23 protein-coding genes are annotated in these 25,298 nt (G+C 60.2%); 12 read left to right on the forward strand and 11 right to left on the reverse strand.

The genetic code is table 11. The annotated features are described in order from the left end of the window. Positions 1–172: 172 nt before the first annotated feature. Positions 173–862 carry an RluA family pseudouridine synthase gene (locus ACFIQF_RS02800; protein WP_393939840.1) on the forward strand — a complete coding sequence of 230 codons (690 nt, stop codon included), beginning with the start codon at positions 173–175 and terminating at the stop codon, positions 860–862. Positions 863–882: 20 nt separating this feature from the next. Here ACFIQF_RS02800 and ACFIQF_RS02805 read toward each other — a convergent pair whose 3' ends face one another. Both ACFIQF_RS02805 and ACFIQF_RS02810 read right to left on the reverse strand, forming a co-directional pair. Next, on the reverse strand, positions 883–1,122 hold the full coding sequence (locus ACFIQF_RS02805; RefSeq protein WP_393939842.1) for a hypothetical protein: 240 nt from the start codon (positions 1,120–1,122) through the stop codon (positions 883–885). Positions 1,123–1,126: 4 nt separating this feature from the next. After that, positions 1,127–1,834: an SDR family oxidoreductase gene (locus ACFIQF_RS02810; RefSeq protein ID WP_393939843.1), complete on the reverse strand. Its 708-nt coding sequence runs from the start codon at positions 1,832–1,834 to the stop codon at positions 1,127–1,129. 131 nt (positions 1,835–1,965) lie between these two features. On the opposite strand from ACFIQF_RS02810, the gene ACFIQF_RS02815 reads away from it, so the two are divergent. Then, the gene (locus ACFIQF_RS02815) at positions 1,966–2,721 is read left to right on the forward strand and encodes an SDR family NAD(P)-dependent oxidoreductase (RefSeq protein WP_393939845.1); all 756 of its coding nucleotides are present in this window, start codon (positions 1,966–1,968) and stop codon (positions 2,719–2,721) included. A gap of 268 nt (positions 2,722–2,989) precedes the next feature. On the opposite strand, the gene ACFIQF_RS02820 is transcribed toward ACFIQF_RS02815, so the two are convergent. From ACFIQF_RS02820 to ACFIQF_RS02830, 3 genes are all read right to left on the reverse strand, one after another. Then, positions 2,990–4,573 carry a carboxylesterase/lipase family protein gene (locus ACFIQF_RS02820; protein ID WP_393939847.1) on the reverse strand — a complete coding sequence of 528 codons (1,584 nt, stop codon included), beginning with the start codon at positions 4,571–4,573 and terminating at the stop codon, positions 2,990–2,992. A gap of 69 nt (positions 4,574–4,642) precedes the next feature. Further along, entirely contained in the window at positions 4,643–5,815 is a 1,173-nt protein-coding gene (locus ACFIQF_RS02825; RefSeq protein ID WP_393939849.1) for a M20 aminoacylase family protein, read from the reverse strand. 37 nt (positions 5,816–5,852) lie between these two features. Next, positions 5,853–6,800 (reverse strand): tripartite tricarboxylate transporter substrate binding protein, encoded by a 948-nt coding sequence (locus tag ACFIQF_RS02830; protein WP_393939851.1) that lies wholly within the window; start codon positions 6,798–6,800, stop codon positions 5,853–5,855. 460 nt (positions 6,801–7,260) lie between these two features. On the opposite strand from ACFIQF_RS02830, the gene bktB reads away from it, so the two are divergent. From bktB to ACFIQF_RS02855, 5 genes are all read left to right on the forward strand, one after another. Further along, complete coding sequence (gene bktB, locus ACFIQF_RS02835) at positions 7,261–8,445, forward strand: beta-ketothiolase BktB (RefSeq protein ID WP_393939853.1); 1,185 nt, start codon at positions 7,261–7,263, stop codon at positions 8,443–8,445. Positions 8,446–8,527: 82 nt separating this feature from the next. Continuing rightward, positions 8,528–9,061, forward strand: a complete 534-nt coding sequence (locus ACFIQF_RS02840; protein ID WP_393939855.1) for a hypothetical protein — start codon at positions 8,528–8,530, stop codon at positions 9,059–9,061. 8 nt (positions 9,062–9,069) lie between these two features. Further along, the gene (locus tag ACFIQF_RS02845) at positions 9,070–9,423 is read left to right on the forward strand and encodes a hypothetical protein (RefSeq protein WP_393939857.1); all 354 of its coding nucleotides are present in this window, start codon (positions 9,070–9,072) and stop codon (positions 9,421–9,423) included. Positions 9,424–9,496: 73 nt separating this feature from the next. Next, the gene (locus ACFIQF_RS02850) at positions 9,497–10,006 is read left to right on the forward strand and encodes a bacteriohemerythrin (protein WP_393939859.1); all 510 of its coding nucleotides are present in this window, start codon (positions 9,497–9,499) and stop codon (positions 10,004–10,006) included. Positions 10,007–10,156: 150 nt separating this feature from the next. Further along, the gene (locus ACFIQF_RS02855) at positions 10,157–10,741 is read left to right on the forward strand and encodes a TFIIB-type zinc ribbon-containing protein (RefSeq protein ID WP_393939861.1); all 585 of its coding nucleotides are present in this window, start codon (positions 10,157–10,159) and stop codon (positions 10,739–10,741) included. A 15-nt stretch (positions 10,742–10,756) separates the two neighbouring features. Here the strand turns inward: ACFIQF_RS02855 and pepE are convergent, their stop codons facing one another. The 6 genes from pepE to ACFIQF_RS02885 form a co-directional block, all read right to left on the reverse strand. Further along, positions 10,757–11,455, reverse strand: coding sequence for a dipeptidase PepE (pepE, locus tag ACFIQF_RS02860; protein ID WP_393939863.1), 699 nt, complete (start codon positions 11,453–11,455; stop codon positions 10,757–10,759). A gap of 46 nt (positions 11,456–11,501) precedes the next feature. Beyond that, entirely contained in the window at positions 11,502–12,485 is a 984-nt protein-coding gene (locus tag ACFIQF_RS02865) for a Bug family tripartite tricarboxylate transporter substrate binding protein (protein WP_393939865.1), read from the reverse strand. A gap of 252 nt (positions 12,486–12,737) precedes the next feature. Beyond that, a complete protein-coding gene (gene araD, locus ACFIQF_RS02870; protein WP_393939867.1) occupies positions 12,738–14,471 on the reverse strand; it encodes an L-arabinonate dehydratase in 1,734 nt (577 codons plus the stop codon). Positions 14,472–14,629: 158 nt separating this feature from the next. Beyond that, a complete protein-coding gene (loiP, locus tag ACFIQF_RS02875; RefSeq protein ID WP_393939869.1) occupies positions 14,630–15,394 on the reverse strand; it encodes a metalloprotease LoiP in 765 nt (254 codons plus the stop codon). 98 nt (positions 15,395–15,492) lie between these two features. Next, positions 15,493–16,485 (reverse strand): CysB family HTH-type transcriptional regulator, encoded by a 993-nt coding sequence (locus ACFIQF_RS02880; RefSeq protein WP_393939871.1) that lies wholly within the window; start codon positions 16,483–16,485, stop codon positions 15,493–15,495. Positions 16,486–16,519: 34 nt separating this feature from the next. Then, positions 16,520–17,566, reverse strand: a complete 1,047-nt coding sequence (locus ACFIQF_RS02885) for a sulfate ABC transporter substrate-binding protein (protein WP_393939872.1) — start codon at positions 17,564–17,566, stop codon at positions 16,520–16,522. A gap of 231 nt (positions 17,567–17,797) precedes the next feature. Here ACFIQF_RS02885 and ACFIQF_RS02890 point away from each other — a divergent pair, with 231 nt between their 5' ends. The 5 genes from ACFIQF_RS02890 to ACFIQF_RS02910 all read left to right on the forward strand — a co-directional run bounded on the left by ACFIQF_RS02890 (position 17,798) and on the right by ACFIQF_RS02910 (position 25,199). Further along, complete coding sequence (locus tag ACFIQF_RS02890) at positions 17,798–18,070, forward strand: oxidative damage protection protein (protein WP_393939873.1); 273 nt, start codon at positions 17,798–17,800, stop codon at positions 18,068–18,070. A 372-nt stretch (positions 18,071–18,442) separates the two neighbouring features. Continuing rightward, positions 18,443–19,102 carry a hypothetical protein gene (locus ACFIQF_RS02895; RefSeq protein ID WP_393939875.1) on the forward strand — a complete coding sequence of 220 codons (660 nt, stop codon included), beginning with the start codon at positions 18,443–18,445 and terminating at the stop codon, positions 19,100–19,102. Positions 19,103–19,153: 51 nt separating this feature from the next. Continuing rightward, positions 19,154–19,954 carry an aminoglycoside phosphotransferase family protein gene (locus tag ACFIQF_RS02900; protein WP_393939877.1) on the forward strand — a complete coding sequence of 267 codons (801 nt, stop codon included), beginning with the start codon at positions 19,154–19,156 and terminating at the stop codon, positions 19,952–19,954. A gap of 224 nt (positions 19,955–20,178) precedes the next feature. Further along, positions 20,179–22,008, forward strand: coding sequence for an esterase/lipase family protein (locus ACFIQF_RS02905; protein ID WP_393939879.1), 1,830 nt, complete (start codon positions 20,179–20,181; stop codon positions 22,006–22,008). Between the two features lie 695 nt (positions 22,009–22,703). Then, positions 22,704–25,199, forward strand: coding sequence for an IPTL-CTERM sorting domain-containing protein (locus ACFIQF_RS02910; protein WP_393939881.1), 2,496 nt, complete (start codon positions 22,704–22,706; stop codon positions 25,197–25,199). Positions 25,200–25,298: the final 99 nt, after the last annotated feature.

Consider the following 25,298-nt stretch of genomic DNA (forward strand, 5'->3'; position numbering starts at 1 on the left):
TGGCGCGTGCTGGCTATCGTAGCAACCCTAGTGCTGCTATTTGGCCATGAGCAAATGCCCTGCGCTTATGTGGCCGCTACGGTAAGGCAAGCCGGGCCCGCAGCTGCCCGCGAGCTGTCACCTTCCGTACAATCGCGGCTTTGCCTTTGACCCCTCTTTTGTGCTGACGCCCGTGTATCAAGACGAGCACCTGCTGGTGCTCAACAAACCCGCCGGCCTGCTTTGCGTGCCCGGCCGTGGTCCGGACAAGCAAGACTGCCTGAGTGCCCGCGCCCAACAGCAGTGGCCGGATGCACTCATCGTGCACCGGCTCGACCAAGGCACCTCCGGCCTGGTGGTGATGGCGCGCAGCTTGGCCGTGCAACGCGCACTGGGCGATGCATTTGCCGCCCGAACGGTAGACAAGCGCTACATGGCCGTGGTGATGGGCCAGCCCGCACCGCAAGCCCTGCCCGCCGACGAAGCACTGCTGGCCGCCATGCCGCAAGACGGCGAGCGCTGGAGCCTGATCGACCTGCCGCTGTGGCCCGATTGGGAGCGCCGCCCGCTGCAGCGCGTGGATTTTGAACTGGGCAAACCGAGCCAAACCTGGTGGCGCGCCGTCACCCAAACAGAAGCCTCCGCCCTGCCCGCCATTCCGGCGCACTGCACGCGCCTGTGGCTCTCGCCCGTCACCGGCCGCACCCACCAGTTGCGCCTGCACATGCAAGCCATAGGCCACGCCATGCTGGGCGATGGCCTGTACGCTTCGCCCGAAGTGCAGGCTTTGGCGCCACGTTTGTTTTTACAGGCACGAGAGATCAGGTTTACTCACCCGGTGACCGGCGAGCGGGTGGAATGTGCTTTGGAGGCGGATTTTTAACAGGCTAAACAGCGTTGCAGCTATGCCTTTCTCCGCTTGAGCCACGCATGCACACCCATGCTGACCAGCATCAGCAGCAAGCCGAGGCCCAGCCCCGAGCCGGAATCCGCCAAGCTCGGAGCCAGCTGGTCCAAATACATGGGCTCGCCTACAGGCACCTGGCCACTCCAAACCATGTAGAAGGCGCAGCCCTCCAAAGCGACCAGAAAGGCGCCGTACAGCATCACCAGCCAACAGCCCAAAGAAACCATCCGGCTCATGCGTTCAAACGTGGCGCATCAGCCCGCCATCGACCTTGATGTTCTGGCCGCTGATATAGGCCGCGCCTTCCGAGGCCAGGAAGGCCACCGTAGCGCCAATCTCTTCGGCCTTGCCGTAGCGCTGCAGCGGCACGGCGGCTTGGCGCTCGTCTTTTTTGGGCAGGCTGTCGATCCAGCCGGGCAGCACGTTGTTCATGCGGATGTTGTGCTTGCCGTATTCGTCGCAAAAAATCTTGGTGAAGGCGGCCAGGCCCGAGCGCGCCATGGCCGAGGTGGGGAACAGCGCCGCTGGCTCAAACGCCCAGGCCGACGAGATATTGATGATGCTGCCGCCGCCCTGCTTTTGCATGATGGGCGCGACCAGGCGCGTGGCACGCACCACGTTCAGAAAATACACTTCCAGGCCCTTGATCCAGTCCTCATCACTGATGGCCAGCAAATCGCCCTTGGGGCCGTGGCCGGCGCCGTTCACCAGCACATCTATACGGCCGTAGCGCTGCATCACCGCGTCGACCAGTTTCTGCATATCGGCCACGTTCTGGTTTGAGCCCGTCACGCCCACGCCGCCCAACTCTTGGGCCAGCGCCTCGCCCTTGCCAGACGACGACAGAATGCCCACGGCAAACCCGGCCGCGTGCAACTGGCGCGCGGCGGCGGCTCCCATGCCGGAGCCTCCGGCGATGACGATGGCGACTTTTTCTGCTTGGCTCATGCTGCAAACCTCTTACTTGGATCAAAGCTTGGCATGGTAACCAAGCTCAGCCTCACTCGCAGTGCAGACGCGGGAAAACAATGACACGGCGAAGACAGCGCGCGCCCCATCTGCCATTAGCATGGCAGGCTATGCAAAAACACCTGACTATCCTCACCGGCGGCTCGCGCGGCATGGGCCTGGCCATGGGCCAGCAACTCTTGGCCCAGGGCCATACTTTGCTGAGCATTGCCCGCCGTACTTCCGGCGAGCTGGCGGCAGCCGCCCAAACGCCCGGCCAACTCACCCAGTGGGAGCAAGACCTGGCCGACACCGATGCCGCCGCACAGCGCTTGAGCGCCTGGCTCGCTACGCAAAATGCAGGCGATTGGGCCAGCATCACGCTGATCAACAACGCTGGCGTCATCCCGCAAATCGCGCCGTTGTCGGCCGTGGCCACGCCTGATCTACGCAACGCCCTGCGCGTAGGCTTGGAAGCGCCGATGGCTCTGACCGGCGTTTTCCTGGCCGGCACCGAGAGCTGGGAGATTCCTAAAAAAGTGCTGAACGTCTCCTCGGGCCTGGGCCGCCGCCCCATGGCTTCGCAAGCCGCCTACTGCACGGCCAAGGCCGGCATGGACGCCTACGCCCGCTGCGTGGCGCTCGAAGAAGCCATCAAGCCGCACGGCGCCAAGATCGTCTCGCTCGCGCCTGGCGTGATCGATACCGACATGCAAATACAACTGCGCAGCGCCGACCAGGGCCAGTTCCCCGATGTGGCCAACTTCCAGGGCCTGCACGCTGGCGGCAAGCTCAGCAGCCCGGCCGAAGCCGGCGCCAAGGTGCTGGGCTGGCTGGACCGCGCCGATTTTGGCGACAAAGTGATCGCTGACGTGCGCGAGCCCTGATCCAGATCACAGCCAAGGCAGGCCATGCTCGACCACCTTGCCATCAACGTCAGCGACCTGGCATGCAACCTTGGCTTGATTCAGCCTGATGAAGTTAGATATTTTGACGGCGCTTGCAGAATTACGCCATTTCATACTTATTTGACCGTCCCAATTGAAGCACGCTTGCGTGACTCAAAACGGCGTCGCTGGCCAGCGACCAGCCTCCCGCTGAATGCTCAGCCGGAGGAGAGTACTGCAAGGGCTTCAGGCGCTTCGACGACTACATTCACCCAAAGCAGAACCGTATGGGTGAGCCGGGTATATAGGAAGACATATGCTCGAAAGCCACTCGCTCGAACTCCAGAGGATTGGTAACAACGTGTGGCGCGCTATCAAACACCATGGTTGACCTCGACATTGCGTCATAAGACGGCCACTCAGGACAACCACTGACCTGCGGATTGCCCGTTTTGGCAAAGCGCGCCCAACATCTCATCATCATGTCACTGAGTTCTGCAGCCTCCTCGGGTCTGTCAATCAATGCCTTGGCTTGTATAAGATTTCCGAAGACGAAAGGCAGTTCCATAGTATGAGGCACGCCAATATAGTCACGGGACACAGAACTACGATAAGCAAACTCATATAGGTATAAGTTCTCGTAGCTCTCTGCGGCCAACGCATCAGCCACGCCGACCGTTGGAAACTTGAAGATATAGTCACCCACCATTCTTGAAAAAACGGTGATTGGGCTCTTTTTTCCCAAATACGCGGCGTATTGGGATGTCAGCTGCTGTCCTGCGCTTTTTTCAAGCCCAAGGAATTTGGAGACACCAAGTTCAACAGCTGACCGCGACAATCCATCGGATTCGAGCTCATTCATCAAATAGAAGTTTGCCTCATCGGATGTATATCCCAGCATCACTGGGAAGTCCAAAGGCGTCCATCTTTCCTGAGTCAGCATTACGCCATCCAGTACAGGACGAAAATAGTCGTATCCATTGTTTTCCAACATCATCCGTTGATAAACAGACAGCAGGTCACTACCCTCGCATTGCTGCAGGAACGCAGATCCTACTCGGTTATTTGCCAGCTCTGCCTGAACATACATGTACGCCCTCTCCGTGAGGTCCATATTCTGCATATGAAATCCGTTGGCAGAACTTTGGACAATTGCGCGGTGAAAGAGCCCCTTTGCTTCGGGCGCATGCATCAGCAAAGCCACTTTGCCCGCGCCACCTGACTGCCCCATGACAGTGACGTTTGTCGAATCACCGCCAAAGTACTCGCAGTTTTGCTGAACCCACTTGAGCGCGGTGATCAAATCACCCATACCAAGGTTCGGAGAAGCCAAGCCAGAATCGCTCACTGCCGCCGTTCCGAGGAAGCCAAAGATATTGAGCCGATGATTGATGGTCACCACCATCACAGCGCCGCCAGCTGCAAGCTTGCTACCATCCAGAACACAGGCGGAGGAAGAGCCGAACGCAAACGCGCCCCCATGGAAATAGACAATGACCGGAGCCTTCTCTGACAGGTTGCGCGGCTTGTAAACGTTGAGCACAAGGCATTCTTCAGAAAACGTTGTTTGCGGATCAAGCCACGAAAACAAGGGAGATCGTCCCTTTTGTTTCAATTGCAACGCGGACAACCCGTGCGATCTTGCGTCGACAAATGAAGCAACATTGGGGTTTATGCGGGAAGGTATGAACCTTCGCGCTCCTATGGGCTGGGATGCGTATGGTATGCCCAGGAAAACGTCCGCATCGGCAGCCGCATAGCCTTGGTATGTACAAGTCGGTGTTTGAACCAAAAGATTAATCATCTTTTCAGATGTCATGCCGAATGCTCCAAGCCCAGAATGCAATTCCATAGCAGGTCTCGACGCATTGATTCGCCACCTCCTTGCAATAACGGTGAAAAAACTGTTTCCAAGAACGTGCTAACCCAGATAGCGCTCAGCCAACCCTATCCAGTACGCTGCGCCTAAGGGCAAAATAGCATCATTGAAATCGTAATGTGGGTTGTGCAGCATTGGCGACTCTGTGTTGAGCCCGTTGCCGATAAAAAGATAGGCTCCAGGGCATTCCTCCAACATATAAGCGAAGTCCTCACTCCCGGGTCGACCTGGCCCGTGCGCAATGACGCTTTGCTCCCCATACATATCAATTGCAAGTTGTCGAGCAAAGTTGGTTTGTTCGAGCCAGTTGTTGAGTACCGGATAGCCTTTGCGATAGCTGACTTTTCCTTCTACGTTATAGCTCTGAGCCTGCGTGGTGACTATCTCTTGGATTCTTTCTTGCAGTTTTTGGCGAACCAACTCAGAAGTCGCCCGCACACTTACTTCGAGGGTTACAGAGTCGGGAATGACATTGCTCGCCTTGCCCCCATGGATAGAACCCACCGTCACAACTGCCATTTCGTATGGATCAATGTTACGCGACACAATCGTTTGAAGTGCCATGACAATGGACGCTGCAGCGACTATGGGGTCCGTGGCCCTGTGCGGAGATCCGCCGTGTCCTCCGCTTCCATTGATCACTATGGTGGCATAGTCAGAAGACGCCATCGTTGCACCATCTCTGAAAACAAAGGTTCCAGCAGGAAAGCCGGGCATGTTATGCATTGCAAATATTGCGTCACATGGGTATTTCTTGAACAGCCCATCGTCCATCATGTGCTTTGCTCCGCCCAAATATTCTTCAGCGGGCTGAAAGATCAGGTTCAGCGTGCCGTTGAAGTTGCGCGTAGCTGCCAAATATTTGGCAGCCCCCAGCAACATCGCGGTGTGTCCGTCATGACCGCATGCATGCATGACACCAGACACTTTGCTGCCATGAGGCAAATGGGTCTGTTCATCGATGGGCAGCGCATCCATATCGGCACGTATGCCCAGTCGTTTGGTACCTGTGCCCACCTTTAACTGAGCGACGACACCCGTCTGACCAATGTTTCTTTCAACGCACCAGCCCCATTTCAACAACCTTTGTGCAACCAACTCACTCGTACGTAGTTCTTCTAGACCTAGCTCGGGGTACTGATGAATATCGTGACGAATGGCGCGCATCTCCTCGCCATGCTCTTCAAGAAAGCTGTGATATTTTTTAAAATTCATACAGAAACCAGATTCAGAAATAGATAGTCATACCAACTTAGTTCTTGATGTGCGCCTTCATGAATTCGGCAACCTTTTTCCCATCCTCAAAAGCACTTGCAGCGAACGCGGTGTAGTCCTTTGAACTCATGAACTTGGGAGTCACGCCAATTTTCCTTGAGACCTCCTGCAATTCCGGCGACGCTAAAGCCTTGGAGATGGCTTTTTCAAGGACTTGAACATCTTCAAGAGCCATGCCCTTGGGGCCCGCCACACCCATCGCGGACGAAGCCGCAATTTTGAAACCCGCTTCGCTTAAAGTGGGAACATTGGGTTGATTGGCTGAACGTTCTCCATTTAACGAGGCAACAATCTTCACCCGATTTCCTGACGTAAAACTCGAAACATTGCCAGCTACCGCTGCCAAATCGATGTCACCGCCGATGAGGGCCGCAATTGAATTCACATCCCCTTTAAATGGCACGGCCTCCATTTCAATTTTTGCCTGCTTAGCAAAATCGGTCATTGCTATGTGCTGAGTGCCCATCATGAGGGGCACACCATAGAAAATGGGGCCTCTTTTGGACTTCGCCAATTTGATGATGTCTGCAGTTGAGTTGATTGGCGAATCACCTCTGGCCACGAGCATGAGATCGTAATCATTGGTCATTGCCACAAACTCTAAAGAACTCAACGGCTTGTATGCAAGGTTTTCGATATGAGGCTGCCTGAAAATACCTGCAACCACCATGCACAAAGTGTAGCCGTCGGGTTTGGCCGAAGAAACTGCTTGCGCAGCAATCAATCCGTTGGCGCCGGGTTTGTTGTCGACCACTACAGGGACATTGAGCTCTGCACTCAATATCTTTGCTAACGACCGACTGAAAATATCTGTGGCGCCGCCAGCAGCAAGAGGCACCAGAATGGTGATGGCTTTATTCGGGTAGGTTTGATTGCTCGAGTAAGCCACTCCTGGCAGTATTGCTGTACCGATGATTGCTTTCACTACATTCCTTCTGTCCATGCCACGCATAGTTGCCCCCTTAAATGTGATGTTCAAATATCTACTCATGATGCTAGAGAACGCGCCGATACGAGTCCATCAAGATATTTCGAAATGAGCTTTCGAACCAGTTCAACTACGTAACTGGTTATGCGCACCAATATCAGGGCGTTCCTCAGCCGCAGCGCTGGCTGTCGGAGGCAAAGACAATGGCGCGCCGGGTCCGCGCGCGCATTACCACGCGCACTATTACGCAGCCTTTGTGCACGATCCGGATGGCTACAACATCAAGGCGGTGACGCACTTGCCCCAGCCAGACGCTGTCACCTAGGCGCGTCCGTAGTGCTACCGACTTGTGCTTGGCAGGCAGAGATAGCAATAATGCTGCAATGCACCAAATTCGGCGGGATGTCAAAATCTGCCCTGCCGAGTTTTCCACCCGATAGCAACCAAGGAGATGACCATGTCCCGTGAAGTATTTGTAGTCAGCGCTGTGCGCACCGCCATTGGAACTTTTGGCGGCAGCCTCAAAGACGTGGCGCCCACTGAGCTGGGCGCGCTGGTTGTCAAAGAATCGCTGGCCCGCGCTGGCGTCGAAGGCAAGGACGTGGGCCATGTGGTGTTCGGCCACGTGGTGAACACCGAGCCCAAGGACATGTACCTCAGCCGCGTGGCAGCCCTCAACGGCGGCTGCCCCAAAGAAACGCCGGCCATGAACGTGAACCGCCTCTGCGGCTCGGGCCTGCAGGCCATCGTTACCGCCAGCCAAGGCATCTTGCTGGGCGACTACGACGTGGCGATCGGCGCCGGTGCCGAGAACATGAGCCGCGCGCCCTACGCCAGCCTGAACACGCGCTGGGGCGCCCGCATGGGTGACACGCAGATGGTCGACATGATGGTGGGCGCGCTGCACGACCCGTTCCACAAGATCCACATGGGCGTGACCGCTGAAAACGTGGCCAAAGAGTTCGGCATCAGCCGCGACGACCAGGACCAACTGGCCTTGACCAGCCACCAGCGTGCCGAGCAAGCCTGGGCGGAAGGCCGCTTCAAAGACCAGATCGTGCCTGTCACCATCAAGAGCCGCAAGGGCGATGTGGTGTTCGACAAGGACGAACACTTCCGCGCTGGCGCCAAGATTGAAGACTTCCAGAAGATGAAGCCCGTCTTCACCAAGGAAGATGGCACCGTCACCGCCGCCAACGCCTCGGGCATCAACGACGCCGCTGCCGCCGTGCTGCTGATGGAAGCCGCCGCCGCCAACGCCCGCGGCGCCAAGCCCATGGCACGTTTGGTAGGCTACGCGCATGCAGGCGTGGAGCCCAAGATCATGGGCATCGGCCCCGTGCCCGCCACCAAGGCCGTGCTGGCCAAGACCGGCCTCAAGCTCGACCAGATCGACGTGATCGAAGCCAACGAAGCCTTCGCCGCCCAAGCCTGCGCCGTCACCAAGGGCCTGGGCGCCGACCCGGCCAAGGTCAACCCCAACGGCTCGGGCATCTCGCTGGGCCACCCGATTGGCGCAACCGGCGCAGTCATCACCGTCAAGGCCATCCACGAGCTGCACCGCACCGGCGGCCGCTACGCCCTAGTGACCATGTGCATTGGCGGCGGCCAAGGCATTGCGGCGATTTTTGAGCGGGTGTGATCCAAGCTGAAGCAACACCCGGCCTGCGCCTTGCCTTTGGCACCGCGCAGGCCGCAAACGCCACGAACCCATCGAGGCAAACATGGGTTTGACCGCTGGCGCCATCTATACCGGCGTATCGCAAGATGCGCTGCAAACTTTGGTGCACACGGGCCTGGTGAATGCGAAAGCCATGCCGGACGCCGCCAGCGGCTCTGGCTTTGACATGGAAGGCGCATGCCGAATCGGCGCCATGAATACCACCTGGCGCGTGGCATTGCTCAGCAGCCGTTGTTACCGGCAAATTCGCAGCGATGGTTTTTCCGACAAGCTGCGTACCGCATCTCTAGGTGGTCGCATTTTTTTCTGGTTCACTGCCAGCAGCACCGGCGAGGTGCTGTTTGAACTGCACGAGGACGGCGTTCTGTGTCGACGCTGGGCCGAGAGCGAAGGCCAGGTGTTAGCCAACCTCGGCACGCCGTTGGCTGAGGAGGCGGGACTTGTCGAGCCAGAGCAAGACGGCGGCCCCATGCATGATGAATGGTCCATGCTAGAACTGGCCGAACGGCTGACCGGCATCAGCGAAGACCAGCATTTCCACATGCTGGGCCCGACCTGGCCAGTCGCGCCTCCATAAAAGCGGCCATGTATACCGAAGTATTTGCATTCCGCTTTGCACCCCATCTGCACACGAGCGAGCGTCTGAGAATATTTGCAGACATCGTGGCAGCTGGAGAAGCCGCAGGCCAAGCTCAATCCGTCTACTGGTGCAGTCTCAGCCGCAATGGTCACGCGCAGATGTACTCGGCCACGCCATCTGCCACCACCGCTATTGAGCAAGCCCTTCGGCTACCGCTGAGCCTGGGCCGCATCCGTCTCGCCCCACCGAGCAAATGGCTGGGTGCATTGGCGATGCTCGATGTCTTTGTCCCTTCCTTTTTTCCAGAAGAAAATAGCGCGCATCGCTCGCCCTCTCTGCACCGGCCTTTTTCGGCCTGAGGCTGAGGCACATCAAATTCAGATTGTAAGCAATGGTCAATACTGCTGCAATATTTGAAGCAGGAGAGTGAGCATGGCACTACTGGTCTGGCTGCCTGAGTTGGATACCGGCATTGACGAAATTGACCGCCAACACCGCCGCATCGTGGATTACATCAACCAGCTGCACGAAGTGCGCAGCACGCATGACCGTGAGGTGTTGGGCAATGTGATTGGCGACATGATCGACTACACCATGTCGCACTTTGTGTTTGAAGAGGCGTTAATGGAAAGCGCCGGCTACCTGTTCTCGGGCCCGCACAAAAAAGTGCACGAGCTGTTTTGCCGCCGCGTCTCCGAGATGAAATCGCGCTTTGACGCCGGCGAAGACGTCACCGACGAGCTGCACGGCATGCTCTCGCGCTGGTTGTTCAACCATATCCGCAACGAAGACCACGGCTATATCGATTCGGCCAAGGCCTATCTGCGCATGACCCAGCAAGGCGACAAAGGTGCCGAGGTGGAACGCATCAAAAGCGAAGTGCTGCAAGCACTGGAGCAGCGGCAGGAGAAAAAAGGCTGGCTGGCCAGATTGTTTAGCTGAGGCAAGCTCCCAACGGGCCACGTGCCAAGCCATCCAGAAAAGCGCCCTCGGGCGCTTTTCTGCGTATTCCACCTGCCTCATTGCCACCAACCGAGCTACTGCAGTCTCTGCCCAACACGCTTCTACCCAAGCCCTACGGCCTTCATTAACATGGAATCCATCACCGCCAACCGATGGAGCCCCATGCTTTGCAGCAGCTGTAAAACAGGTACCTTATTCCCTACCCGTATCGACAACGGCACCGGCCCGGCCGGCTACCAATGCCAGCATTGCCAAGGCGTTCTGCTGTCGTTGGCGCCGTATCTGGATTGGGTCAAAGGCCAGCCAAGCTTGGCGGCGGCCGAGCCGCCCGCGGCGTTTGACGGCGAAAGTGCCGATTCCAAAGCCGCGCTGCCTTGCCCCAAGTGCCACCGCATCATGCTGCGCTACAACGTGCTGGCGGACAAAGCGCACGGGCTCGATTACTGCTTTCACTGCGAAGAGGTCTGGCTCGATGCCGGCGAATGGCAGTACCTCAAAAGCCAAGGGCTGCACACGCGCATCAACAGCATTGCGACCGAGCCCTACCAGCGCCGGCTGCGCGAGCAAGCCTTGCGCGATGCGGCCTTGCAGCGCTTTCGCCAAAGCCTGGGCGACGCCGCTTTTGAGCAAGTGCAAGGCTTTGCCCAGTGGCTGCAGACGCAGCAGCAGGCCGACGCCATCTTGCGCTATCTCAGCCAGGAAACGCGGCGCTGAAACCCTGACTATTTGTCAGTGCACGCGGCTGCCCAAGGCGAGCTCTTGCGCGGGCTGGTTGGCCGCTTGCAGCTGCGCCGGGTACTGGCCGCCCACCACCACCTGGTTGTCCGTCACTTCCAGCCATGTGCCTTCTGGCAACGCCACCACGCGCATTTGCGGGTTGGCCACCAGAAACTCGGCCAGGCGCTGGTCGCGGGTTTCGCCCTGGTGCCCAGGCGGCAGGCTGTTGTTGTAGTGCGGGTTGATGCAAAACGGCACCAGGCCCAGCGCATTGAAGCCGTGCGGGTTGACGATCGGCATGTCGTTGGTGGTGTTGATCGTCAAACCGGCCAGGTTGGCGCCGGCGCTCCAGCCGATGTAAGGCATGCGGCCCGAGCGCACCGCGTCGCCGATGCGCACCAGCCAACCACGCTTGCGGCATTCGGCCAGCAGTTGGAAAGTATTGCCGCCGCCCACGATGATGGCTTGCAGCTCGCCCGCCAGAAAGCGTTCGACCGCGTCACTCTGGTGCGCGCCCACCAATTGCACGCCCGTGTGCGCAATGGCCGCCTGCACTTGCGCGGTGTAATCGTCCCAGCTGATGGTGACGCCGGCAAACGGCACAAACAGCGCTTTTTGCGCCCCGCCCAAGGTGGCCGCGATCACTTCGCGAGACAGGGTCAGGTAGCCGCCGTCGGGCGCGCGCGAGTTGCTGAGCAGAAGAAGACGCATGGGAGCCTTGGTCGTGGTTGCTGAACGGCCCGCCAGCATAGCAGGACTATTCGGCTTTGATGCCTGCCGTCTCAATCACTTGGCGCCAGCGCGCACCTTCGTCGGCCACAAAGCGGGTGAAGGCTGCAGTATCCGAAGCCACCACCACGAAGCCGGTGCTCTCCAGCTTGGCTCGCGCAGCGGGTTGGTTGACGGCGTCTTGCGCAGCCTTTTGCAGCTTTTGCACGATGGCGGCCGACGTGCCTTTGGGCGCCGATATGCCAAACCAGGACACGGCAGAAAAACCGGGGTAGCCCGATTCAGCCACGGTGGGCACATCCGGGTACAGCGGGTTGCGCTCCAGGCTGGTCACGGCCAGTGCGCGCAAGGTGCCGGCTTTCACGTGCGGCAGTACCACATCCTGGTTGGTGAACATGCCCGGGATCTGGTTGGCCAACACATCTTGCAAGGCCGGGCCGCCGCCCTTGTACGGAATGCCCACCATGTTCAGGCCCGCTACCTGTTTGAGGTATTCGGTGGTCAGATGGCCGGACGATGAGGTGACCTGGCCGTAGCTGAACTTGCCTGGGTTGGCTTTGACCCAGGCAAGAAACTCGGCAAAGCTTTTGGCCGGAAAACTCGGGTGCACCACCAGCACGTTCGGCCCGGCAGCGAGTTGGCTGATATGGACAAAATCCGTCTCCTGGTAGCTGGGTTTGGGCGACTGAAAGCCGTGGATGATGGCGTTGCTGCCAATGCCCGAGACCAGCAGCGTATAGCCATCGGCAGCGGCGCGCGCTACCTGGTCGGAGCCAATGGCACCGCCCGCGCCGCCCCGGTTGTCGATGACGATGGGCTGTTTGAGCAGCTTGCCCATTTCCTCGGCGGCCATGCGGCCGATCACATCGGTCGAACCGCCGGCCGGGAAAGGCACCACCATCTTGATGGGGCGGGCCGGAAAGCCGTCAGCGCTCTGGGCCAGCGCTGACAGCGGGGCTGCTGCCATCAGCGGGGCTGCCGCCAGCCATTGGGAAAATGCGCGTCTGTCCATTTTTTTGTCTCCTTGCAGCTTGGTTGTGGTTTTCGCATGTGGGCGCAATCCAGACCATTTTTGAAGAGACGCAAGACAGCAGCAATGCATGGTTGCCCAACCAACCGTTGGTGCATTGCAGCAGCGCTAGCCAGCGGTTAGCGCGCACTCGCCGCAAGCGCTTATGCAGCGTTTGATGGTGCAGAGCAGCAAGCGTTGGCAAGCGCCCTGCCCGGCGCTGCCGCGTGGGCGACAGCGCGCCCGCAAGCTGCTTCAGTTGATGTCCGGCTCGCCCGAGCGGGCGCCGCGCTGCGTCAGCAAAAAGTCCATATCGCAGCCTTCGTTGGCCTGCAGAATGTGCTCGCTGAACATGGCGCCATAACCGCGCTCAAAACGCGGTGGTGGCGCTTGCCATTGGGCTTTGCGGCGGGCCAGCTCTTCGTCGCTCACGTTCAAATGGATGCGGCGCGCGCGCACGTCCACGCTGATCAGATCGCCGTTTTGCACCAGCGCCAGCGGCCCGCCAATATAGGATTCGGGCGCCACATGCAGCACGCAGGCACCGTAGCTGGTGCCGCTCATACGGGCATCGCTGATGCGCAGCATGTCGCGCACGCCCTGCTTTACGAGCTTCAGCGGAATCGGCACCATGCCCCATTCGGGCATGCCGGGGCCGCCTTTGGGGCCGGCGTTGCGCAGAATGATGACGTCGTCTTCGCTGATGTCGGCGTTGGGATCGTCCAGCATTTTTTTCAGGCTGGCGTAATCATCAAACACCACGGCTTTGCCGGTGTGCTGCAAGAACTTGTCACTCATGGCGCTGGGTTTGATGACGCAGCCATCGGGCGCCAAGTTGCCGTGCAGCACGGCCAAAGATCCTTCGGCGTAGATAGGTTTGTCCAGCGGGCGAATCACCTCGTCGTTGTAAACCTCGGCGGCAGCAATGTTCTCACCCAGGGTTTTGCCGGTGACGGTGAGCTGATCGAGCTGCAAGTGCGGTTTCAGGCGCTGCATCAGCGCTGGCAGGCCACCGGCGTAGTAAAAATCTTCCATCAAATACTGGCTGCTGCCGTTGGGGCGAATGTTGGCGATCACCGGCACGATGCGGCTGATGCGCTCAAAATCGTCCAAACCCACATCGGTGTGGCCAGCGCGGCGCGCCATGGCGATCACATGCACGATGGCGTTGGTGGAACAGCCCATGGCCATGGCCACGGTGATGGCGTTCATGAAAGCGGCGCGCGTCTGAATCTGCTCGGGCCGCACATCCTGGTTCACCATGTCGACAATACGGCGCCCCGCTTCGGCGCTCATGCGCTGGTGCGCCGCGTCCACGGCCGGAATGCTGGAAGCGCCCGGCAGCGCCATGCCCAGCGCTTCGGCAATCGCCGTCATGGTGCTGGCCGTGCCCATGGTCATGCAGGTGCCGGGGCTGCGGGCAATGCCGCTGATGATGCCTTGCCAGGTGTCTTCGGTGATGACGCCGGCGCGCCGGTCGTCCCAGTATTTGAAAGCGTCCGAGCCCGAGCCCAGGGTTTGCCCACGCGAGTTGCCGCGCAGCATGGGGCCCGCAGGCAGAAAGATGGCCGGGATATTGGCGCTGGTGGCCCCCAGCAGCATGGCCGGCGTGGTTTTGTCGCAGCCGCCCATGAGCACCACGCCGTCTACCGGGTAGCAGCGAATCATCTCTTCCACTTCCATCGCCAGCATGTTGCGGTAGAGCAGCGCCGAGGGTTTGACAATCGCGTCGTTGAGCGAGATGGTGGGCATCTCCAGCGCAAAGCCGCCTGCTTGGAAGACGCCGCGTTTCACGTCGTCCACCCGGTTGCGGAAATGCATGTGGCAGGGGTTGTACTCCGACCAGCTGTTCATGATCGCGATGACCGGCTTGCCCTCCCAGTCCTTGGGCTCGTAGCCCATCTGCATGATGCGGCTTTGGTGGTTGAAGCTGCGGAAGTCGTTATTCGCCAGCCAACGCTGGCTGCGCAGTTTTTTCAGTTCGGCCATGGTCTGTCCCCGGTGTCGTCATCGTAGGCCGCCATGCTAAAAGCAAAGGCGCCGCCGGGCTGGCGCGCAAAGGACAAAGGGAGCAGCCACAAAACAAAACGCCCCGAGCCGGAGCCAGGGGCGTCGTTTTTCAGCCTGCGTACGGGCCGACTGATGCTTTACTTCTTGCCGTCGATGCGGGCTTGCATGTTCTTGGCTCGCTCGTCCGATGGCGGGTGCGAGCTCAGCATCGAGCTGCCGCTCTTGCCGCCGCTCAGCTTGGCCAGCTTCTGAAAAGCGGTCACCAGGCCCTTGCGCTCCATCTTCTGCTTGGTCAGCAGGTCGAACGAATAGTTGTCCGCATCCGATTCTTGCGACTGCGAGAACTGGGCGTTCAGGAACTTCTCACCCAGCTCGCCGGCCTGCGAGCGCGAGAGCTGGCCCAGCTTGCCGCTGCTGTTGGCTGCGGCCTGGCGTGCGGCCGAAGCGGCATACGCGGTTTGCATGGCTTTTTTGCTGTGGCCCAGCGCCACGTGGCCAATTTCGTGGCCGATCACGCCGCGCAGCTCGTCGTCGTTCATCAAATCCATCAGGCCGCTGTAGACCCGGATGCAGCCGTTGGCCATGGCCCAGGCATTGACGTCGCTGGTCAAATAGACCTTGTAGACGGCTTTTTTGCCGTCAATATCTTTGGGCATGTTGGCAATCACCTTGTTCAGGCGCTGGGTGTACTTGCTGTTGGCCGGTGCGATCTTGTTTTCGGCATCCATGGCCTCGCAAGATTCGTTGGACATGTTCACCACATCGCTGTCGCTCAAGGTCAAGGCCTTCATCGCGGTCGACCCGGTGTCCATGATGCCGCTGATATTGCCGCTGTCCATGGTTTTGCAACCTGCCAGTACTACGCCTGCGGCCAATGCCACCCCAACTACCTGTGCTCGCATGGTTTGCCCTCCTGAGTGTTGATTCAGGTCACATCATAGCCAAGGCAAATCAATACAAGAAAAACATTTTGTTAAAACAATTAACAAGCCGGATTGGATCAGGCTGCTTTGCGTGCCACCGAGGCCAATTCTGCCTCAGCACCTTCCCCGTCACTGTTGTTCACCGACACAGCCGCCTGCACTACGTCTTTGGTCAAGGTGGGCACAAAGCTTTCGATGAACTGCAGCGCGTAGGCCCGCAGCCACACGCCTTTGCGCAAAGCGATGCGCGTGGTGTTCACCTTGAAGAGGTGGCCAGCATCCAAGGCGTGCAAGCTGCGGTCGCGCTCGGCGTCAAACGCGATCGAGGCGACGATACCAATGCCCATGCCCAGCTCGACATAGGTCTTGATCACGTCCGCGTCCATGGCGGTGAGCACCACATTGGGCGTCAGGCCGGCGGTGGCAAACGATTCGTCGATATGCGCCCGGCCGGTATAGCCTTGCTCATAGGTGATGATGGGAAAGCGCACCAGCGATTGCAGCGTCAGCTCGCGGCCGGCAGCCGCTTGCTCCAGCAGCGGGTGGCCTTGCGGCACCACCACGCTGTGCGTCCAGCGGTAACCGGGCAGCGTTGCCAGGCTGGCGTAGCCGGTAAGCGCTTCGGTCGCCACGCCAATATCGGCTGCGCCGCTGAGCAGCATTTCTGCTACCTGGCGCGGCGAGCCCTGGTGCAAATGCAGCGCCACATCGGGGAACTGCTCGCGGAAATCGCGCACCACCAGCGGCAGCGCATAGCGCGCCTGCGAGTGCGTGGCCGCAATGCTGAGCTGGCCGCTGCGGCTGGCGTGGAAATCGGCGCCAGCGCGGCGCAGGTTCTCTGACTCCAGCAACAACCGGTCCACGATCGGCAAGATCGCCTCGCCCGGCGGCGTGAGCCCGGTCAGGCGCTTGCCGGCACGGATGAAAATGTCCACACCCAACTCGTCCTCCAGCTCGCGGATCTGGCGGCTCACGCCCGGCTGCGAGGTGTAGAGCACCTGGGCCACTTCGGTGAGGTTGTAGCCGTTGCGCGCAGCTTCACGCACGGCCCGCAGTTGCTGAAAGTTCATGGTTTTCTCCGCTAGCTGAACTGGGGTTGGGCGCTTATTTCTTGGTGTAGATCTGGTCGAAGCTGGCACCATCGGCAAAGTGCGCAGCATCGGCCTTGGCCCAGCCACCGAAAGCCTCGTCAATGGTGAAGAGCTTGAGCTGCGCAAACTGCTTGGCGTACTGCGCCTTGGCTTTTTCGCTGGTCGGGCGGTAGAAGTTCTTGCCCGCAATATCCTGGCCTTCGTCGCTGTACAGGTACTGCAAATAGGCCTCGGCCACTTTGCGCGTGCCGCGCTTGTCGGCCACCTTGTCCACCACGGTCACCGTGGGCTCAGCCAGGATCGAGAGCGAGGGCGTGACTATCTCAAACTTGTCGGCACCAAACTCCTTGAGCGCCAGATAGGCTTCGTTCTCCCAGGCCAAGAGCACATCGCCCTGGCCACGCTGCACAAAAGTCACGGTAGAGCCACGGGCGCCGGTATCGAGAATCGGCACGTTCTTGAACAGCTTGCCGATGTAATCCTTGGCGCCGGCCTCGCCACCGTAATTGCGTTTGCCAAACTCCCAGGCGGCCAGGTAGTTCCAGCGCGCACCGCCGCTGGTCTTGGGGTTGGGCGTGATCACCTTCACATCGGGCTTGATCAGATCGCCCCAGTCCTTGACGCCCTTGGGATTGCCCTTTTTCACCAGGAACACGATGGTCGAGGTGTAAGGCGCGCTGTTGAGCGGCAGGCGCTTTTGCCAATCGGCCGGCACCAGGTTGCCGTGTTTGTGCAGTGCATCAATATCGCCCGCCAAGGCCAGCGTGGCCACGTCGGCCTCAATGCCGTCGATGATCGCCCGGCCCTGTTTGCCCGAGCCGCCGTGCGACTGCTTGATGGTCACGTCCTGCCCGGTGGTGGCTTTCCAGTGCTTGGCAAACGCCTGGTTGTATTGGCTGTAGAGCTCGCGGGTCGGGTCGTAAGAGACGTTGAGCAAGGTCACCGGTGCCGCGCCTTGTGCATGGGCCGAGCTGATAAAACTGGCCGGAGCCAGGGCGGCCAGAGACGCGATTGCGGCTGCGGCTATCGGAAACTTGATAAAGTGACGGCGTTGTTGCATGAGGCGCTTTCAGATGTTCTTGGAAACCAGTGCAGGCATTCTGAAAGCCGCGCATCAAAACTCAAACTACTATTAATTCAGTTTTTAATGACTGAAATTTATTAACAAGACGCCGGCGGCCGCCAGCGGCCCAGTGGCAGAGGGGTTCTTCGCCATGCCGGGCCGCCAGCAAGCGCCTGGCCCCTGTGGCCGGGCGCCACCGCCAGCGTCACAGAAAAGGAAACAGTCCCCATGGCACGTATGGTCCAATGCATCAAGCTGCAAAAAGAAGCCGAAGGTCTTGACTTTCCCCCCTACCCCGGCGAGCTGGGCAAGCGCATCTGGGAAAGCGTGAGCAAAGAAGCCTGGGCCGCCTGGCTCAAGCACCAGACCATGCTGGTCAACGAAAACCGCCTGAACCTGGCCGACCAACGCGCCCGCCAATACCTGGCCCGCCAGATGGAAAACCACTTTTTCGGCGGCGGCGCAGACGCCGCGGCGGGCTATGTCCCGCCTAGCGCTTGACGCAGGCAAGCGCTGAAAAAGTGGTTTCTATAAAATCATCCTGAGGCGGCGGAAGAGCAGACGCCGCAGCGGGCTATGTCCCGCCTAGCGCTTGACGCAGACAAGCGCTGAAAAAGTGGTTTCTATAAAATCATTTTGAGGCGGCGGATGAGCAGACGCCGCAGCGGGCTATGTCCCGCCTAGCGCATAACCGAGTTAGGCGCCCAGAAGTGGTTTCACTAAAATCATTCTGAGGCGGCGGAAGAGCAGACGCCGCAGCGGGCTACGTCCCGCCAGCGCGCTCTCCCCACCCCAAACACACCAGGCCAGTTCCCCACTGGCCTTTTTTGCGTCAATACAATCTCCAACTGCGCTACGCTTGTCCGCATGCGCATGCTTACCCGAACCCTGATAGCCGCCAGCGCCGCATTGGCGTGCTGGCTCATCTATGCTTCGTGGCCCAAAGCCAGCCCTTTGGCCGAGGCCCCCGGCAATTCCGCTTGTGCCTCCCGTTTCGACAGCACAGACACCAGTCTGCGCGCCGTTTTACCTACCGACGCCGGCCTGCACATGGTCTGGACCCCTTCGGCGTTTGCCCAAATCTGCGACTACGATGCCTGGGAAAAAGAGCTGCTCGAAGACGCCAGCCTGGAGCGCCATATCGCCGCGGGCCGACTGGTTCCGCTCAACCTGCACAGCGACGGTGTGCCCGCCATCGAGCTGCGGGTGGAAACGGGATCACCCGACACGCCTCTGCCGGGCACCGAACAAGCCTGGGTACGGGCCACATCGGAGCCATATTTGCTGGTTTCTGAGGGCGTGGTCAATGTCAGCGGCATTGAATACATTGGCGGCTCCGCAGACGGCGCCATTCGCAGCATGGCCTTGCCCGCCGGCCGCTGGCTGGCCCGCGTCTCCTACCTGGAAGCGCCAGACGCCGCCCGTAGTGCAGATCAGCTCTACCCGCCCGATCTGCTGGTGCGCCTGTGGCCCGAGCCCTCGCAGCCCGGCCCTTACCGCCAAAGCGTAGAGACCTTTGATGAGCTGCCTTGATGGCCTGCCGCTCAAGCCCTGACCAGCTCGCTTCGCGCCATAAACTCTGGCATGGCCTTACCGCTCTCCCCCTACCTCGCCCGCTGGTCGCTCACGCCCACTGGCCCTGCCCTGCAAACCGGCAACGCCAGCTTGCAACCCGTTCTCTACCAAGGCCAGCCCGCCATGCTGAAACTGGCCAAGGCCGCCGAAGAACAAGCCGGTTATGACTTGCTGCAATGGTGGCAAGGCCAGGGAGCCGTCCAGGTGCTGGCTCGCGATGGCGCAGTGTTGCTGATGGAGCGAGTCACGGGCCCGCAATCGTTGGCGCAACTGAGCCAATCGGGGCAAGACGACGAAGCCTGCCGTATTGCTTGCCGCGTCGTCGCGCAACTGCACGCTGCTCGCAGCGAACCACCGCCTGCGCTGGTGCCGCTGCACGAGCGCTTTGCTGCCCTGCGTCAACTCAACGCGCCGGTGAACAGTGTGCTGCACCAGGCGCAACAAGCCATGCACGCCTTGTTGGCGCAGCCACAGCCAGCTGTCTGCTTGCATGGCGATGTGCACCACCACAATATTCTCGATGCCGGTGCGCGCGGCTGGCTCGCCATCGATCCCAAAGGGCTCTGGGGAGAGCGCGGCTTTGACTACGCCAACCTGTTCTGCAACCCGGACGCCGCAACGGCCTGCAACCCAGCGCACTTTCAGGCCCGCCTGGACATGGTTGCCACCCAAGCCCAACTGCCGCCGCAGCGCCTTTTGCAGTGGATTCTGGCCTGGGCCGGTTTGTCGGCCATTTGGCACCAGGAAGACGGCACCTCGCCCACCATTGCGCTGCAAGTAGCACAGCTCGCAAGCCAAGCGCTGGGCTGAGCGCAGCGGGCGACGGCCATTTTTTCAGGTGCAGCAGGCAACCCGCGCATAATCGGCCTGCGCCAAGGGTCTGACCCACTGCATACTCTTGCCTGTTGCAGCCCTGCGCTGCCCTGTTCGTTGCCACCGCCATGCCACCCACAGTTCAGAACCGCTGCCTTGCTCTCGCTTTCGTTTGTGTTGCCGCGCTGCTCCAAGGCTGCGCCGGGGTAACGGTCAGCAATATGGAGCCGCGCGAATACCTGGCGCAGCGCCGCGCGGATGTGCTCACCAGCGGCCATTTGAGTGCAGCCACGCAAGAATCGCTGCGCATCATTGGCAGCGATGCCAAACCCTGCCTGGCCGACGCCCCCGCCTGCCGCGCGCAGCTGGGCGCCTCCAGTGGTCTGGGTGACGAGCGGCGCCTGTCGGCCCTGGCCGAGCTGTGGACCTTTGAGGCCCTGCAACAAGAGCAGCAACGCCGCAACAGCCCCCGCAACGCTTATGCAGCCAGCACGGCATGGCTGGAGGCAGCGCGCAACGCCTGGGCCTACTTGTTCCTCACGGGCAAAGACCCGGCCAAGCGGGCCTTCGAAGACCGCCAAACCCAGGTGCGCGACTACTACAACTTTGCCGTGCAACAAGCCGTCACTGGCCTGTTTGAAACGCGCAACCAGTTCAGCGATGGGCTGCCCGAAGAGCTGGCCCAGGTCAATGGCGACCAGATCCATTGGCGCGATTGGACCTTGACAGTCGACAGCGCGGACGTGCGTGACACCACCAAACGGCGCTTACCGCAAGAGCTGATAGCGGCCAGCAGCCTGTCTTTCTCAGGCCTGCGCAACAGCTACCGGCGTGACGGCTTTGGCGCCGAGCTGGTGGCAGTATTTGCGCCGCCCGATAAAAGTGACAACACCGTGTTTGAAGAGGCGCGTTTTCCCGCCCTCACCGCTGTGATCGCCTTTGAAGGCAGCACGCCCGAGCAGGTGCTGCACAGCCAGCACGCTACCGTGCGTTTGTACGATCCCTACCGCCACGCCGAAATCCCCCTGGCTGGTACCGCCGTGCCGCTGGCTGGCAATTTCACCTCTGGCTACGGGCTGTGGTTGGCGCGCTCGGGCTTCTCCACGCAGGCCCTGCACACCTTGCTGGGCCAGGAACACGGCATCAGCCGCCCACGCATCCACCTCATGCAGCCTTACGACCCAAACCGCCGCCTGGTCGTGATGCTCCATGGCCTAGCCAGCAGCCCCGAGGCCTGGATCAACGTGGCCAACGAGGTACTGGGTGAGGAAGCGCTGCGCCGCAACTACCAGATCTGGCAGGTCTACTACCCCACCAATATTCCCATCGCGGTCAACAACCGCAACATCCGCCAGGCGCTGCAGCAAACCCTGCAGCACTTTGATCCGGCAGGCACAGCCGTGGCGTCACAGCACATCACCCTGGTGGGCCACAGCATGGGCGGCGTTCTGGCCCGCTTGATGGTTACCGACACCCAAGGCCAGCTCATCGACGGCCTGGCTGCGCAACTGAAAATGCCCAAGCGGGTGAAAGACCATGTGCATGGCGAGCTCGAAGAGTTGCTGGAGTTCTCGCCCATGCCACAGGTCAGCAGCGCGGTGTTTATTGCCGCCCCCCACCGCGGCACCGATTTTGCCAACCACCGCCTGGCACGCTGGGCATCGAACCTGGTCAAGCTACCGCTGTCGATGGTGGAAGGCTTTGCCAAAGCCACCACCGATATTGAAAATGCCTTGCCGCAGGACGGTCGCGCGCCACTGCACATCCCCAACAGCATCGACAACCTGAGCGACCGCGACCCCTTTGTCCGCGCCATGGCCCAGTTGCCCATAGCGCCGGGCCTGCGCTACCACACCATCATCGGCAACAACACGCCCAACCTGCCACTCGCCCAAAGCAGCGACGGCATCGTGCCTTACAGCAGCGCCCACTGGGACGGCGCCGCCTCCGAGCTGGTCATCCCGTCAGGCCACAGCGTGCAAGAAACGCCACCGGCCATCATTGAAATTCGGCGGATCTTGCGCGAGCAGTTGGCAGATAGCGGGCGCTGATTTCTCCTCTTTTGCGCATGCGGCGCAAGCAGCTGGGCCACATCAATAAAAAAAAGCGAGAAGCCAAGGCTCATAGACCCGCTTGATAAGCAAACGTCAGCGCAAAAAGCATTCGTATTGTCGCTGTGCCCTCCACCGTTAGCACTTGCTCAGGCGGCCAGACCGAATGGCGCCGACAGCGCATCTGGCGATCCGTATCAGCGTACAAAACGGTATCGCTTTGTAATGAAATCAGGCTATGCTCGATCAGTTCTGACCAATTTATAGACTTATAAATGAAGACTGATAACAAAAATCATAACTCTCCGATATGGAGCAACTGCGCCCCCACCACCTGGCGCTCCACGGCCATTGCAGCCGCGCTCTTGGCGGCAGGTATGGGCTCGGCACTGGCGGCACCATCGTCGCGCACAGCTGGTGTGCCATTCGAAAACAATCCGATTTTCGAAGAAGATTTTGAAAACCCTCAAACCGATCCTGGCACGGGCCAAGCTCTTTCATTGGGTGAGTACAAGAGTGCCACCAAGGATGTGAATGGCAATCCGCTCCAGTACACGGCAGCTGGCGTTGCGTACACCGGCAGCCCGGCAATCGCCGGTCTCCGCACTGACCCGCCAGGCGTGCCGTTCTGGCTCAACAAAAATTTCTGCAACGGGATGTGGTTGAACTCCACCAAAGCAGCCCCTACAGGCACTTTGAGTGACACGGAATATGATCCCGCCGGTGACAAGGTCGATAACAATGATCTGGCCTACTGCATGGGGTCGTTTGGGGGAAAACTCAACAATGCATGGGGCGCCCTGCAATCCTTGGCCAAGGTGCTTGGGCAAAAGGCCAACGGAGGCGACGCGACCGACGCGGCCAACGCCAACAACCATGTCATCGCAGCCTACACCGTCACACGAACCAACCGGAATGATCCGCAGGCTAAGCTGGTACAACTGCAGATGGCCCAACCGATTCCCATCCCTGCAGGGGGCCGGTTCATCACGTTCTCGGTCGCCATGGCTGCCACAAGTTGCAAAAACACCGCCGTCGATCCCAACATTGATTTCTATCTCATCAAGGATGTGACTGGCAACAAGACAGACTTCAGCGCCGCCAACAGCAATCTGATAAAACTCAACAGCGCAAGCGCCAATCCTTGCAAAGAAGCGCAGCCGTTTGTTGGCTCGATCTATGTCTCTCAAACATACGGAGACAAGCCGGTGCTCTATACCGGCAGCAGTGTCGCCATGCAGTTCGTCAACAACTCTTCTGGCACCAATGGCAATGATGGCGCGTTCGACAATCTGAAAATTCTTGACCTCACGCCCCGCCTCGACAAGGCGTTCTCGGCCACCGCGCCCATCAGCAACGGCGGCATCACCTCGCTGAACTTCACCATCACCAACACGGTAGAGCTGGCACAAAAGACCGGCTGGAGCTTTAGCGACGCCTTGCCCGTGGGCATGACGGTGGCCGGCCCAGCCTCCGCCGTCAGCTGCGACGTGGGCACCTCCACCGGCACTCTTATCAACGCCCCCACCGGCGGTAACAACATTACGGTAGCTGCTGGTGATCTGCCCGCAGGCGCCTCTTCCTGCACCATCTCCGTGCCCGTCAAGATAACGCTGCCATCGCCCATGACTGCCGCACAAGACCTGACTAACGGCCCCCTGAACGGCGGCACCGCAGGCACGCCAGGCACTACCGATACCTTTGGCCTCATTCCGCCTGAAACCGCAACAGTCACGGTTAAGCCCAGCGTCGACCTGGTGGCAGTTCCAGCGGCCAACCAAAGCGTTGAGCAAGGTACACCTGTCAGCTTCAACACCTCGTGCCGAAACGACGGCCCGGACGTTGCGCTCGGTGCAACTTGCGCAGTCTCCGGCGTACCCTCGGACGCCACCGATGTGGTTACCACTTGCACGCCCTCGTCCTCACCGGCACTGGATCTGCTGCCTGGCAAGTCGATCAACTGCACCACCACATTCACGCCGCACACAACCGGCTCGGTGAGGCTTGACACAGTTGCAAGCACCAGCGGTTCGATGGACATCAACCCCGCCAACGACATCGCCCCGACCCTGCTCGTTTTGACGCCCACAGCCGACATGCAAGTGACCTCGCCCGGACCCATTACCGCCAAGGTTGGCGAGCCGGTCACCGTCACCAGCACCTGTATCAATGCCGGCCCCAGCCCAGCTGTCAACGCCACTTGCACGGTCACTGGCGCCCCTGCAGGTGCGACCACCGTCTGCACGCCAACGCCACCTATCACGCCGGCACTTGCAGTCAACACCCCCATCAGCTGCGAAACCAAGTTCACGCCAACCACCGCCGGCACGGTGACGCTGAAGACCGTCGCCACCAGCGATACGCCTGACCCCGTGCCCACGAACAACAGCGGCGAGACCAAGGTCACCACGCCCGAACCCCAGGCCGACCTGCAGGTGAGCACGCCCACCAGCATTACCGGCAAAATTGGCGAGCCGGTCAAAGTGACCAGCACCTGCACCAACCTGGGTCCGGATGCCGCAGAAGCCGCTGATTGCCAGGTGAGCGGCGCGCCTACCGGTGCCACCACCGTTTGCACGCCACAAACGCCGGTCAAGAGCCTGGCCTTTGGCAGCGCCATCAGCTGCACCGTGAGCTGGACGCCCACCACCGAAGGCACCACCACCTTGGTCACTACCGCCACCAGCACCACGACTGATCCGGTCAAGAGCAACAACGTGGGCAGCACGCCGGTCAAGGTAACGCCGCCGCAAGCCGACATGCAGGCCACGGCACCAACCACGCTCACCACCACCCCGGGCGTGGAAGCCACGCTGGTCAGCACCTGCACCAACGCCGGCCCAGATGTTGCCGACAACGCCACCTGCACCGTCACCGGTGCACCCGATGGCGCAGTCACCACTTGCAAGCCTGCGTCGCCCGTGACCAGCCTGGCCGTTGGCGCCAACATGGTGTGTGAGACCAAGTTCACACCCAAGGACGCCAGCGTCTTCACCATCACCACCACGGCGGCCAGCACCACGGAAGACCCCGACCTGTCCAACAACGTGGCCAAGACCGTAGACCCCAGCACGCCAGTGGCTGAGCCTGCGCCCGTGCCAACGCTGGGCGAATGGGCATTGGCGCTGCTCGCCAGCCTGGTGGGCGGTGTGGCCGCACTGCGCCTGCGCCGCTCAGGCACCAAGGCCTGAAGCCGCATGAGCCACAAAAGCTGATCTGCGCTGTGCGGCCTGGCCCGCAGCAGTGAGAAAAAGCACCGAAGCCCCCAGGTACCGCCTGGGGGCTTTTTT

The sequence above is a fragment of the Comamonas trifloxystrobinivorans genome, from assembly GCF_043359985.1.
In the GTDB taxonomy this organism is placed as follows: domain Bacteria; phylum Pseudomonadota; class Gammaproteobacteria; order Burkholderiales; family Burkholderiaceae_C; genus Comamonas; species Comamonas trifloxystrobinivorans.